The 11,971-nt window shown below is 67.2% G+C and carries 13 protein-coding genes; 6 read left to right on the top strand and 7 right to left on the bottom strand.

All coding sequences use genetic code 11. The features are described 5' to 3' along the window. Positions 1-64 precede the first annotated feature (64 nt). On the bottom strand, positions 65-1,102 hold the full coding sequence (glpX, locus tag BJG92_RS01215) for a class II fructose-bisphosphatase (RefSeq protein WP_232082197.1): 1,038 nt from the start codon (positions 1,100-1,102) through the stop codon (positions 65-67). 196 nt (positions 1,103-1,298) lie between these two features. Between glpX and BJG92_RS01210 the strand changes: the two genes are divergently transcribed. The 3 genes from BJG92_RS01210 to BJG92_RS01200 all read left to right on the top strand — a co-directional run bounded on the left by BJG92_RS01210 (position 1,299) and on the right by BJG92_RS01200 (position 4,162). Next, positions 1,299-2,015, top strand: a complete 717-nt coding sequence (locus BJG92_RS01210) for a DUF4245 domain-containing protein (protein ID WP_374199748.1) — start codon at positions 1,299-1,301, stop codon at positions 2,013-2,015. A gap of 9 nt (positions 2,016-2,024) precedes the next feature. Further along, positions 2,025-2,639: a carbonic anhydrase gene (locus BJG92_RS01205; protein ID WP_232082196.1), complete on the top strand. Its 615-nt coding sequence runs from the start codon at positions 2,025-2,027 to the stop codon at positions 2,637-2,639. Positions 2,640-2,710: 71 nt separating this feature from the next. After that, positions 2,711-4,162, top strand: a complete 1,452-nt coding sequence (locus BJG92_RS01200; RefSeq protein ID WP_232082195.1) for a class II fumarate hydratase — start codon at positions 2,711-2,713, stop codon at positions 4,160-4,162. A 76-nt stretch (positions 4,163-4,238) separates the two neighbouring features. Here the strand turns inward: BJG92_RS01200 and BJG92_RS01195 are convergent, their stop codons facing one another. The 3 genes from BJG92_RS01195 to BJG92_RS01185 form a co-directional block, all read right to left on the bottom strand. Further along, a complete protein-coding gene (locus BJG92_RS01195) occupies positions 4,239-4,853 on the bottom strand; it encodes a VWA domain-containing protein (RefSeq protein ID WP_232082194.1) in 615 nt (204 codons plus the stop codon). Between the two features lie 214 nt (positions 4,854-5,067). Next, positions 5,068-5,538, bottom strand: coding sequence for an NUDIX domain-containing protein (locus BJG92_RS01190; RefSeq protein ID WP_232082193.1), 471 nt, complete (start codon positions 5,536-5,538; stop codon positions 5,068-5,070). 80 nt (positions 5,539-5,618) lie between these two features. Next, positions 5,619-6,182, bottom strand: a complete 564-nt coding sequence (locus BJG92_RS01185; protein WP_232082192.1) for a prepilin peptidase — start codon at positions 6,180-6,182, stop codon at positions 5,619-5,621. Between the two features lie 59 nt (positions 6,183-6,241). Between BJG92_RS01185 and BJG92_RS01180 the strand changes: the two genes are divergently transcribed. Continuing rightward, the gene (locus BJG92_RS01180) at positions 6,242-7,057 is read left to right on the top strand and encodes a hypothetical protein (RefSeq protein ID WP_232082191.1); all 816 of its coding nucleotides are present in this window, start codon (positions 6,242-6,244) and stop codon (positions 7,055-7,057) included. Between the two features lie 47 nt (positions 7,058-7,104). Then, entirely contained in the window at positions 7,105-7,749 is a 645-nt protein-coding gene (locus BJG92_RS01175; protein WP_232082190.1) for a GNAT family N-acetyltransferase, read from the top strand. 200 nt (positions 7,750-7,949) lie between these two features. Here the strand turns inward: BJG92_RS01175 and BJG92_RS01170 are convergent, their stop codons facing one another. Then, on the bottom strand, positions 7,950-9,392 hold the full coding sequence (locus BJG92_RS01170; RefSeq protein ID WP_232082189.1) for a PhoH family protein: 1,443 nt from the start codon (positions 9,390-9,392) through the stop codon (positions 7,950-7,952). Between the two features lie 234 nt (positions 9,393-9,626). Further along, positions 9,627-10,388, bottom strand: a complete 762-nt coding sequence (locus BJG92_RS01165) for an isoprenyl transferase (protein WP_232082221.1) — start codon at positions 10,386-10,388, stop codon at positions 9,627-9,629. A gap of 153 nt (positions 10,389-10,541) precedes the next feature. Here BJG92_RS01165 and BJG92_RS01160 point away from each other — a divergent pair, with 153 nt between their 5' ends. Then, positions 10,542-11,264 (top strand): hemolysin III family protein, encoded by a 723-nt coding sequence (locus tag BJG92_RS01160; RefSeq protein ID WP_232082188.1) that lies wholly within the window; start codon positions 10,542-10,544, stop codon positions 11,262-11,264. A 14-nt stretch (positions 11,265-11,278) separates the two neighbouring features. Here the strand turns inward: BJG92_RS01160 and BJG92_RS01155 are convergent, their stop codons facing one another. Further along, complete coding sequence (locus BJG92_RS01155) at positions 11,279-11,962, bottom strand: HAD family phosphatase (RefSeq protein ID WP_232082187.1); 684 nt, start codon at positions 11,960-11,962, stop codon at positions 11,279-11,281. Between the last annotated feature and the right edge of the window lie 9 nt (positions 11,963-11,971).

The following is an 11,971-nucleotide window of genomic DNA, read 5'->3' as shown; positions in this document are numbered from 1 at the left end:
GGGGCGCACAGTGGCGGCCCCGGGATCCGGTGGTGGTGCTGCGTGCCCGAGTTCCAGCCGGGTTTTAGCTCTTGCGGGCGTAGCCTTCCCACTTGCTGGCCTGGTGCTCGCCGTCGACGAACCGGATGGTGCCGGACTTGGAGCGCATCACGATGGACTGGGTGAGGACCTTGTCCTTGGAGTAGCGCACGCCCCTGAGCAGGTCGCCGTCCGTGATGCCGGTGGCGGCGAAGTAGCAGTTGTCGCTGGAGACGAGATCGTTGGTGGACAGCACCCGGTCCAGATCATGGCCGGCGTCGATCGCTTTCTGCTTCTCTTCATCGCTCGTTGGCCACAGCCGGCCCTGGATCACGCCGCCGAGGGACTTGATGGCGCAGGCCGAGACGATGCCTTCCGGCGTTCCGCCGATACCCATCAGGGCGTCGACCCCCGTCCCGGCGCGTGCTGCAGCGATGGCGCCGGCGACGTCGCCGTCCATGATGAACTTGGTGCGGGCACCGGCCTCGCGAATTTCGTCCACCAGCCCACGGTGGCGGTCCCGGTCCAGGATCATGACGTTGAGCTGGTTGACCTTGACGCCCTTGGCCTTGGCGATGAGGTGCAGGTTCTGCTTGACCGGCAGGCGCAGGTCCACCATGTCGGCTGCCTCCGGGCCGGTCACAAGCTTCTCCATGTAGAACACCGCGGAGGGATCGAACATGGAACCGCGCTCGGCGACGGCCAGGACGGCCAGAGCGTTATTGATGCCGAGGGCGGCCAGCCGGGTACCGTCGATGGGGTCGACGGCGACGTCGCACTCGGCCCCCGTGCCGTCACCGACGTTTTCACCGTTGAACAGCATCGGGGCCTCGTCCTTCTCGCCCTCACCGATGACCACGACACCATTGAAGTGAACAGTCTGGAGGAAGGAACGCATGGCGTCGACGGCGGCTCCGTCTGCCTTGTTCTTGTCACCGAAACCAACCCAGTGGCCGCCGGCGATGGCCGCGGCTTCGGTGACTCGGACCAGTTCCAGCGCAAGGTTGCGGTCTGGCTCGTCGATTCCGACGGCGAGCGACGGGGAGAGAGTGGAATACTTCTGGGTCATGGACGCTGGTGACATGTGAACCTCTTCTTCGAGTGGCGATCATGGAACCCGGACGGCCAGGATCGATCCGTCGCGGTGATTCGTCTGCTACCGATCATAGCCGCGACGGTAACCCACGTCTCGGGATGACCGGACCGTGAAACAGTCCGGTCCGTCCCCGGCCGATGCAGCCGAATGTGAGATCGCACCGATCATGGGCGACTATAGAGGGGTGAGTGAATTGCAGGACACGCCCGCGGCGGACCCAGGTTCCGCCTCCCCCACGGCCAGCCAGGCGGCCGCCGGCGGGGCCGGCCAGCCGCCCGTCAAGCCTGTCATCGCCCCGGGCGCGGCGAAGCGGGCCAATGCCTCGGTCATCGGCATGTTCATCGCGCTGGTGCTGAGCATCGGCGCGTTCCTGCCGATCGTCCTGATGAACGCCTCGCCGAAGACCGACGGCTACCGGCCCGACGTCAACGTCAGCGCCGTCGCACGGAACGCCGCAGATGTGGCGGGATTCACACCGGTAGCCCCGGCGGCCGGTGACGCATTCCGCCCGAATTACGCCCGCTGGGAGTCCGGCGCCGCCAGCGGAGTCGCGACGTGGGAGGTCGGCTACCTCACGCCCAGGGAATCCTTCATCGGCCTGGTGCAGACACGGCAGTCCAATCCGACCTGGCTGCTGCAGCAGGTCAAGAACGCCCCCGTGACGGGAACCCGGAACGCCGGCGGACGCGACTGGGAGCTGCGCGACACCGGCAAGGGCGAGAAAAGCATGGTGCTCGTGGACCGGGGCGCCACCATTATCCTGACCGGCACAGCGCAACTGGACGAGTTCTCGGTGCTCGCCGCCGCCGTCGTGACGTCCCTTGACAGCAACGCCACCGGCGCGTCCCCCGGCAATGCCCCGGCGGCAACAGTTTCACCGTCGGCTGTCCCTTCGCCGTAAACTGGGGCCGTGGCCACTTATCTGACTCCCCCGCTCGCCTGGCAGCGCCTCCGTGAAGGCAACCAGCGCTTCGTCGCCGGCACTGCCTCCCACCCCAACCAGGACGCCTCGCGCCGTTCCTCCCTCGTGGAGAACCAGCACCCTTTCGCCGTGATCTTCGGCTGCTCCGATTCCCGGCTCGCCGCCGAAATCATCTTCGACCTCGGCCTAGGGGACGCCTTCGTGGTCCGCACGGCCGGCCACGTGGTGGACGACGCGGTGCTGGGCTCGCTGGAATACAGCATCAGCGAACTCGACGTTCCCCTGATCGTGGTCCTGGGCCACGACAACTGCGGTGCCGTCACCGCCACGAAGGCGGCCGTTGAAACGGGCCAGATGCCGGTCGGCTTCATCCGCAGCCTGGTCGAGCGCATCACGCCGTCCGTGCTGACCTCGCTGCGCAACAATCAAAGCGAAATTCACGACATGGTGGTCGAAAACGTCAAGCAGACCTCACAGCGGCTGGTGGACAGTTCCCGTGTGATTTCCGGCGCAATCGACGGCGGTCGCGCCGCCGTCGTGGGGGTCGCCTACAGCCTGGCCGACGGCAGGGCCGACCTCGTCTCCAGCATCGGCCGGCTGTAGTCCACTGCCTTCACCCCCGGGCGGCCGTTCGCGGTTTTCGGTGGGGCGCCCGCTCCCAATAAGCTAGGGCTATGACTTCCACTGAAGAGTTGAACACCGAAGAATTCCGGATTGAGCACGACACGATGGGCGAGGTCCGCGTCCCCGTGAACGCGCTGTACCGTGCGCAGACGCAGCGTGCGGTCGAAAACTTCCCCATCTCGGGCAAAACCCTGGAGCGCGCACACATCGAAGCCCTTGCCAGGGTCAAGAAGGCTGCTGCCCAGGCCAACGCGGAACTGGGCGTGCTCGACGGCGAGCTGGCCCAGGCAATCGCCGACGCCGCGGATGAGATTGCCACCGGGAAGTACGACGGCGACTTCCCCATCGACGTCTTCCAGACCGGCTCCGGCACGTCCTCGAACATGAACACCAACGAGGTCATCGCCGAGCTCGCCACCCGCGCGCTCAAGGCCGCCGGCAGTGACAAGGTGGTCCACCCGAACGACCACGTCAACGCCTCGCAGTCCTCCAACGACGTCTTCCCCACCTCCGTGCACGTCGCCGCCACGTCGGCCCTGATCAACGACCTGATCCCGGCGCTGGCCTACCTGGCTGATTCGCTCAGCCGCAAGGCCGTCGAGTTCAAGGACGTCGTCAAGTCCGGCCGCACACACCTCATGGATGCCACGCCGGTGACCCTGGGCCAGGAGTTCGGCGGCTACGCCGCGCAGGTCCGCTACGGCATCGAGCGCATCAACGCCTCCCTCCCCCGCGTCGCAGAGGTTCCCCTCGGCGGCACGGCCGTCGGCACCGGCATCAACACCCCCGCCGGCTTCCCGGAGCGCGTGATCGAGCTGCTCGCCGCCGACACGGGCCTGCCGCTGACTGAGGCCCGCGACCACTTCGAGGCCCAGGCAAACCGTGACGGCCTGATCGAGGCCTCCAGCCAGCTGCGCAACATCGCAATCTCCTTCATGAAGATCAACAACGACCTGCGCTGGATGGGCTCCGGTCCCAACACCGGCCTCGGCGAAATCTCCATCCCGGACCTGCAGCCGGGATCCTCGATCATGCCCGGCAAAGTCAACCCGGTCATCTGCGAGGCCTCCATCATGGTGTGCGCCCAGGTCATCGGCAACGACACCGCCATCGCCTGGTCCGGCACCAACGGCGCGTTCGAGCTCAACGTCGGCATCCCCGTCATGGCCGCCAACCTTCTCGAATCGGTGCGCCTGCTGGCCAACACCAGCCGGGTCATGGCCGACAAGATGATCGACGGCATCACCGCCAACGTCGAGCGCGCACGCTTCCTGGCCGAGGCCTCGCCGTCCATCGTCACACCGCTGAACAAGTTCATCGGCTACGAGAACGCGGCAAAGATTGCCAAGAAGGCCGTGGCCGAGGGCCTGACAATCCGCGAGACCGTGGTGGCCATGGGCTTCCTCGAGCGCGGCGAACTGACCGAAGAGCAGATGGACACCGCCCTGGACGTTATGTCCATGACGCGTCCGCCGCACAGGCCTAATTCCCTGCACTACTGACGTCCGCATTTTTGACGTCCGACGGCGGCCGGCACCTTTCCCAGCGAAAGGCGCCGGCCGCTGCCGTTGGTGCTGCCTAGTTCCCGGGCTGGCCTCCGCCGGCCGCCGCCCGCTCCTCTGCGGTGTAGGCCGCCGCTGCCGAGGCCTCGGCCATGCTGGCACCGCCCAGGCGTGCCTCACGCAGCCGGCGCATCTTGGCGGACTGGACGGAGAAGGCCGCGTCGACGTTGCCGGCCGCGTAGGTGAGGGCGTCCTCGGCCTTGATGCCGAGGCCGCCGGCCGTCAGCACGGCGTCCTGATTGGCACCCAGGTACGTGAACTGCCAGCCCCACTTGCCCTGCTGCCGTTCCACCAGCGCCTTCACCATGGCGCCGTTGGCCTCGACGGATGAGTTTTCGTGGCCGTCCGTGAAGACCGCCACCAGCACCGTGCCCGGGCGCTCGTCCTCGGGCAGAGCGGCAAGCTCCGCGCCGGCCTCGCCGATCAGCCGGACCATGGCATCGTGCAGGGCCGTGCTGCCGCGGGGCTGCAGGTCCAGCGGCGGCACGTCGGCGATGTCCACTGCGGCATAGACCAACTCGTAGCTGTCATCGAACTGTGCGAGTGAGAGCCGGCACCGGCCCGCCACAGCCTGCTGGTCACGGATGAAGGCCGCGAAGCCGCCCACCGTGTCATCCGCAATGGCACTCATGGAACCTGAGCGGTCCAGAAGGACATACACGTGAGTGAGCGCTGAATCTGTCATGCTTCCCCATTTCCGGCCAGGGTGCGTCCCGGACCAACTCTTTCCAGCGGATGGCTGGACACGAGCAGGCTATGGCACGGCACCGACAATAAGTCCCAGAACCTCCTCCGAGGACACCCTTGGTGACCGCGGCGCCCGGTCCAGGACCGGCCGGAAGTCATCACCGCACGAAGTGGGCGGCACCGTCCGGGTCACTCGCCCGCCGGATCGACTCAAGGTGCCCCGGCGTGAGCTCCGGGAACTCGTCGGGCCGGAACCAGCCCACTGCGAGCGACTCGTCGTCGTTGACCCTCGCCGCCCCGGAGACATGTCGGCAGCGGAACACAAGGGTGAGGAAGTGGCAGACGTCGCCGTTTGGGTACGTCACAGGGCCAACGGAGTCAACCGAGACAAGCCGTTCCGCGACAGCCACCACGCCGGTTTCCTCCTGGATTTCGCGGAGCAGGCCCGGCGCGGGTTCCTCACCGGGCTCCAGTATTCCCGTGATCAGGCCCCACTGGCCGTTGTCGGCCCGCTGGCCCAGCAGGATCCGGCCGTCGTCGTCGAAGACCACTGCCCGGGCGCCCGGGATCCAGAGAGTCTCGTGGCCGATTTTTTCGCGGAGTTTGAGGATGAAGTCGGGAGTAGCCATACGGCCAGCCTAGCCAAACGCGTCGGGGCCACTGGCACGCGGCTGGCGCCTCAGGGCGCCTCAGGGCGCCTCGGGGCGCCTCAGGACGCCGGCAGCAGGAGCATGGCCGCGGCCGCGCCGGCCAGCATGAACGGGCCGAAGGGAATGTTCGATTTCAAGGTGCCGCGACGGCCTACCAGCAGACCCAGGCTCCACAGGCCGCCGAAGAAGAACGCGGCGAATGTTCCGGCGAAGATGTGCGTCCAGCCCAGAAACCCCAGATACATGCCCAGCACTCCGGCCAGCTTCACATCGCCGAACCCCATGCCCGGCGGATAGGCTGCCCGCAGCAGGAAATAGAAGAGCCACAGCACCGCTCCCCCGGCGAGGATACGCAGACCCGGCACGCCAAGGAATCCGGCGCCGCCGTCGGGCTCCGACACCGCGGCCTGCGCCCCCGAGGCGGCGGTACCGGCTGCTGCGCCGATCAGCAGGACTCCCGCCACGACGTAGGACGGGAAGACAATCCGGTCCGGCAGCAGGTGGTGCCTGATGTCGATCACGGTGAGCCGTACGGCCATCACGGCGAAATATGCGCAGGCAGCCGCAGCCAGCCAGAAGGCCAGCGGCGTCGCTTCGCCCAGTGTGCCGAGTCGTTGGATCACCCTCGGATGCTACTGGATATTCTCGCTGCTGCGGCTTGGCCCGCGCGTAAACTGTGGATATGGCGGCATGGGAGAGCAGGAACCGGCAAGACCGGCGCGTGCGTGGCGGACCGGCAGAGCAGGCCTCCGCGTTCCGGCACCTGTGCCGTTCCTCGCCGTGGAAATGGCAGTCGCTGCGCTTTGAATACCTTGACCGGCCGCTTGCGGACCCGGCGGCGGCGGACGATGCCGCCGCCGGCGCCACCGACCTGGTCCGGGCGTGGCTTCGTCGTCCGGGCGCCCTGCGGCTGGAGACCGCGGACGGCCTGGTCCTGTACAGCACCACCGGCATCAATGACTCCCGGGGTGGCCTTTACGTCAGTTCCACGCGGAAGTCCTGGCTGCTGCCACCGCAGCTGGTCACCCCGGTCTACGACGACGCCGGCCTGGTCCGGCGCCGCCCCGAAGCGGCCTACGGGGAGCCCGGCTTCGGCAACGGACGCTTCTCGGCCGCCCTCGACCCGGTGGAGCTGGCCGGCAACGCCCCTGTCCCGCTCGAATTCCCCAACTCCAACGCGGTGGAGCTGGGCACCATCTCCGAGGTGGAACACGAGGGCCGCCCCGCGCTGGAAACAATCGTCATGCCCAACCCCGGTTACCGCCCCGCCGACGCCGGGGCGCCGCTCTGCCGGCCGGGACGCACCCTCGTGCGGATCGATGCCGGCACCGGCGTCTGCGTCGCTAGCCGCTCGCTGGAGGACGGCGCTGACGCTTACGGACACTGGCTACGAATCCTGGCCGTGGACGAATACATGCTCGATGACCTGTTCCTGGCCGAATCCATGAACCTCACTGACGTCCGCCGGCACATCAGCTGGGACGTTCCCGCCGGCTGACCGCGCTGTGACTGGCCGGAGGCCGCCCGCACCGCTAGGCTTCCGGGATGATTAATCTCGCCCCCTACTGGCCGCCTTTCGGCCTGACGCTGACCACACCGCGCCTGATCCTGCGGCCCATCCGCGACGAGGAGATCCCGGCTGCGGCGCACGCGGCGCTGAGCGGCATCCACGAACCCGGCCGCAGCCCCTTCAGCAGGCCTTGGGCCGAGGCCCCGGCCGCACAGCTCGGGACGAACATGGCGCAATGGTACTGGCGCTGCCGCGCAAACATGTCCCCGCAGGAATGGACGCTCCTGCTCGGGATCTGGCACGACGGCGAGTTCGTCGGCTGCCAGGACATCGAGGCCAAAGACTTCGCCACGCTCAAGACGGTGGGCACTGGCTCCTGGCTCCGCCGGAGCGCCCAGGGCCGCGGGCTTGGCAAGGAGATGCGGGCCGCCGTCGCCCTCTACTCCTTTGACTGGCTCGGCGCAGAAGTCGCCGAATCCGAGGCGGCAACCTGGAACCAGCAGTCCCTCGGCGTCTCCCGATCCCTCGGCTACGAACTCAACGGCGTCACCCGCGCCTCCTGGGGCGGCCAGCGCCAGGAGGCCCAAAAAGTCCGGCTCACCCCCGCAACCTTCAAACGCCCCGACTGGACCCTGGAAGTCCAAGGCCACGAACCCACCGCGCAATACCTCGGCATCTAGCGGAAGCAGCCCAGCCGCCGCGAAAGGTGACCGCGGCAAACGCCGGGCCGCGGTCCTTCGCAAAGGAGCGCATCGCGACGCGTCGGTCCCCGGAGGTCGCCCAGCGACCGCAGGGGACCCTACGCGTCGTGTCTAAGCGACGGCGAAGGGCCGCGGCCCGGCAAACCGGACCACGGCCCCAAGCCAAAGACGACCGAGACTTAGATCTCAGCCCCTTCGAGCAGCTCCGTCACCAGCGCAGCGATCGGCGAGCGTTCCGAGCGGGTCAGCGTGACGTGGCCGAAGAGCGGGTGCCCCTTGAGGGTTTCGACGACGGCGGCCACGCCGTCGTGCCGTCCGACCCGCAGGTTGTCGCGCTGGGCGACGTCGTGGGTGAGGACGATCTTGGAGTTCTGCCCGATCCGGCTCATCACGGTGAGGAGGACGTTCTTCTCGAGGGACTGCGCCTCGTCCACGATCACGAAGGCGTCATTCAGCGAGCGCCCGCGGATGTGCGTCAGCGGCATGACCTCGAGCATGCCGCGGTCCATGACCTCCTCCACGACTTCCTGGCTGACCAGCGCCCCGAGGGTGTCGAAGACCGCCTGCGCCCACGGATTCATCTTCTCGGCCTCGGAACCGGGCAGGTAGCCCAGTTCCTGGCCGCCCACCGCGTAAAGCGGCCGGAACACGATCACCTTGCGGTGTTCCTGGCGTTCCAGGACGGCCTCGAGGCCGGCGCACAGGGCCAGTGCGGACTTGCCGGTGCCGGCGCGCCCGCCGAGTGACACAATGCCCACCGAGGGGTCCGTCAGCAGGTCAATGGCCAGCCGCTGCTCCGCCGAGCGCCCGTGCAGTCCGAAGACGTCGCGGTCTCCGCGCACGAGCCTGACCTGCTTGTCCGAACCTACCCGGCCCAGGGCCGAGCCCCGGTTGGAATGCAGCACCAGGCCGGTGTTCGCGGGCATTTCGGCCGCTTCCGGGACGAACACCGGTTCGTGGCCGTACAGCGTGGAGATTTCCTCCTCGCTCACGTCGATCTCGGCGACGCCGGTCCAGCCCGAGTCCTTGACCAGCTCGTTGCGGTATTCGTCGGCCTGGAGCCCCATGGCGGAGGCCTTGACGCGCATGGGCAGGTCCTTGGATACCACCGTGACGTCCCGGCCCTCGTTGGCGAGGTTCTTGGCGACGGCGAGGATCCGGCTGTCATTGTCCCCGCCCCGGAAGCCGGCCGGGAGCACCTCGGCTGAGATGTGGTTCAGCTCCACCATCAGCGTGCCACCCTCGTGGCCGAGCGGGATGGGCCGGTTCAGCCCGCCGTGCTCCACCCGAAGGTCATCGAGGAGTCGGAGCGCTTTGCGGGCGAAATAGCCAAGTTCAGGATCGTGCCGTTTGCCTTCGAGCTCGGTGATGACGACGATCGGCAGAATCACTTCGTGCTCCGCGAAGCGCAGCAGTGCCAGCGGATCCGAGAGCAGCACGGAAGTGTCGATCACGAAGCTCCGGGCCGGTTCCTTGCTTGCTGTCCCTTCCCCGGAAACAGCAAGACCGGCCGCGGCGGTGGAATCCGCTGCTCCGGTCTTTGAGGTGGCTCGCTTGGCGCGAGAGGTAGCTTTCTGTCCCTGGTCGGTCACGACGTCGGGCAGTTGTTCAGAAATAGCCACATCGACTCCAGCCCCGGGGCACATGCCCGGAATTGTTAGTGGTGAGGCGGCTCGGCCGTGAGGCCGGACGCGGCCTCCCATACACCCGGTGCGAAAATCCGCTCCATGTACTGGCCTCCCCGATTGGCCGGCAGTTTGCCCGCTAATGACTTCAACGTACGTCCCGAACGCGGCATTCCCGCGACTATTTTGCGGCGATTCTTGTGGCCGTCAGGTGAACCATGGATGGACGCCTCAGGAGCCGAAGCGGCGCTGCCTGCCGGCGAAGTCGCGCAGGGCGCGGAGGAAGTCCACTTTGCGGAAGGCGGGCCACAGGGCCTCGCAGAAATAAAACTCGCTGTAGGCGCTTTGCCACATCAGGAAGCCGGAGAGCCGCTGCTCCCCCGAGGTTCGGATCACGAGGTCCGGATCCGGCTGGCCGCGGGTGTAGAGGAACCGCGAGATGTCGTCCACGCTCAGTTCGTCGGCCAGTTTCCCGATGTCCGCGCCGCGGGCGACGGCGTCATGGAGCAGTTCACGGACGGCGTCGACAATCTCCCGGCGTCCGCCATAGCCGACGGCGACGTTGACGTGGATCTTCTCCCGGACGGGGGTGCGCGCCGTGAGCCTGTTGAGCCGTTCGGCGAGGTAGTCCGGCAGCAGCTCCGGGGCCCCCATGGCGTGTACCGAAATGTCCGCGTCCTCATCCAAGCGGTCCAGGGTGTTGGCGATGATGCCCATGAGCAGGTCCAGCTCTTCGCCGGATCGGTTCATATTGTCCGTGGAAAGCATATAGAGCGTGACCACTTTAACGCCCAGCTCCTGGCACCAGCCAAGGAACTCGTGGATCTTGTCGGCCCCGGCCTGGTGCCCCTGGCTCGTGGGGGCATTGAACTGGCGGGCCCACCGCCGGTTGCCGTCCACCATGACGCCGATGTGCCTGGGGATCCGCTCCGGGTCCAGCGACCGCTGGAGGCTGCGCTCGTAGAAGCCGTAAAGAAACCCGGGCAGTTCCATCCGGACATTCACCTGGCTTCCTCGAAGTACGACTGCAGTGCAAATCCTAGGCTACCTGCCGGAGGGCAGGGCCGGGTGCATGGTCCGTCCGGTGCTCGACCCACCAAATGTTACTCGCGGGTAACTTACCGGACCGTAGATTATTATGGGGCCATGGAAAGCAACAGTCCTGATCCCCGCGCGCAGCATCCGGCGGACCCGAGAACCGGACCGCTCGATGATGCTGCGGTCCGGCTGGCCGAACTTCTGATGATCAAGCCGAAGTGGCGCGGCTGGATCCATACCGTGACGGCCCCCCTGGCCCTTGCGGCCGGCATCGTGCTGGTGGTCCTCGCGCCGACGCCGGATCTGAAGATCGCCTGCGCCGTCTACGCTGTCACCGGCGTCCTGCTCTTTGGCATCAGCGCCATCTACCACCGCGGGAACTGGTCCCCCGGCGTGAAGGTGGTTCTGAAGCGGCTGGACCATACGAACATCATGCTGGTGATCGCCGGCAGTTACACGCCCCTGGCCTGGGCCCTTCTGGAGCGGCCCAAGGCCGAACTGCTGCTGTGGGTCATCTGGTCCGGCGCCATTCTTGGCGTGCTTTTCCGGCTGCTGTGGACGGACGCCCCGCGCTGGCTCTACGTGCCGATCTACATCGCGCTGGGTTGCGGCGCCCTGTTCTACCTGCCCGACTTCTTCGCCGCGAATGTCGCGTCGGCCGTCCTGATCTGCGTCGGCGGAGTCCTCTACATCACCGGCGCCGTCTTCTACGCCTTGAAGAAGCCGAACTTCAGCTACCAGCACTTCGGATTCCACGAACTGTTCCATGCCCTCACGGTCTTTGCCTTCGCCGCGCACTACATCGCGATTGCCATTGCCGTCCTGGGCTGACCCCCGGTGCGTGCTCAGCCCTGCGGGGGGCGCCCCGCGCCGATCAGTTCCGGCAGCCGGCGCATGTCATGGAACACCGTGGTCCCCGGACCTGCCAGCCGGTCCGCGGGCGTGACGCCGCCGGCGTAGGCGAAGACATGCATTCCCGCGGCGCGCGCCGCCTGGACCCCGTAGGCACTGTCCTCGACGACGGCGCAGCGCTCAGGTTCCGCCCCCAGGGTTCCCGCCGCGTGCAGGAACAGATCCGGGGCGGGCTTGCCGTTCCGGACCTCCGTCGCGCTGAAGATCCGCCCTTCGAAGCGGTGCAGCAGCCCGGTCCGTCCAAGCGTGTGCTGCATCTTCGCATGGCTGCCGCTGGAGGCCACGCAGTGCGGGAGCCCGAGCCCGTCCAGCGCTTCCACCACGCCGTCGACCGCTGCCAAGTCACGCTCGAACGCCGCACGGTACCAGGGCTCGTATTTCCGGTCCCAGCCCTCCTCCAGCGCTATGCCTAGCTGCTCCTCGATCGCGGCAATGAAGTCGGACTCGCTCCGGCCGACGAAGCGCTCCACAATCTCCCCGAGCTCCAGTTCCCAGCCGAGGTCCGCCAGCACCAGCTGGTCCACCCGGACGGAGATCACCTCGGAATCCACCAGGACGCCGTCGCAATCAAACACGACGAGCTCGAAGGGGTCCGGGGACGACGGGGAAGAAGTCATTCCGCCATC

Source organism: Arthrobacter sp. SO5 (genome assembly GCF_020532805.1).
In the GTDB taxonomy this organism is placed as follows: Bacteria; Actinomycetota; Actinomycetes; order Actinomycetales; family Micrococcaceae; genus Arthrobacter.
Note: the sequence above shows the minus strand (reverse complement) of the source record. Positions and strands in the feature narration are given on the sequence as shown.

Excerpts from the sequence above, each read along its gene's own strand:
- glpX (WP_232082197.1), bottom strand. The coding sequence starts at position 1,102 with ATGTCACCAGCGTCCATGACCCAGAAGTATTCCACTCTCTCCCCGTCG.
- BJG92_RS01200 (WP_232082195.1), top strand. The coding sequence starts at position 2,711 with ATGACTTCCACTGAAGAGTTGAACACCGAAGAATTCCGGATTGAGCAC.
- BJG92_RS01195 (WP_232082194.1), bottom strand. The coding sequence starts at position 4,853 with ATGAGTGCCATTGCGGATGACACGGTGGGCGGCTTCGCGGCCTTCATC.
- BJG92_RS01190 (WP_232082193.1), bottom strand. The coding sequence starts at position 5,538 with ATGGCTACTCCCGACTTCATCCTCAAACTCCGCGAAAAAATCGGCCAC.
- BJG92_RS01180 (WP_232082191.1), top strand. The coding sequence starts at position 6,242 with ATGGCGGCATGGGAGAGCAGGAACCGGCAAGACCGGCGCGTGCGTGGC.
- BJG92_RS01175 (WP_232082190.1), top strand. The coding sequence starts at position 7,105 with ATGATTAATCTCGCCCCCTACTGGCCGCCTTTCGGCCTGACGCTGACC.
- BJG92_RS01165 (WP_232082221.1), bottom strand. The coding sequence starts at position 10,388 with ATGGAACTGCCCGGGTTTCTTTACGGCTTCTACGAGCGCAGCCTCCAG.
- BJG92_RS01160 (WP_232082188.1), top strand. The coding sequence starts at position 10,542 with ATGGAAAGCAACAGTCCTGATCCCCGCGCGCAGCATCCGGCGGACCCG.
- BJG92_RS01155 (WP_232082187.1), bottom strand. The coding sequence starts at position 11,962 with ATGACTTCTTCCCCGTCGTCCCCGGACCCCTTCGAGCTCGTCGTGTTT.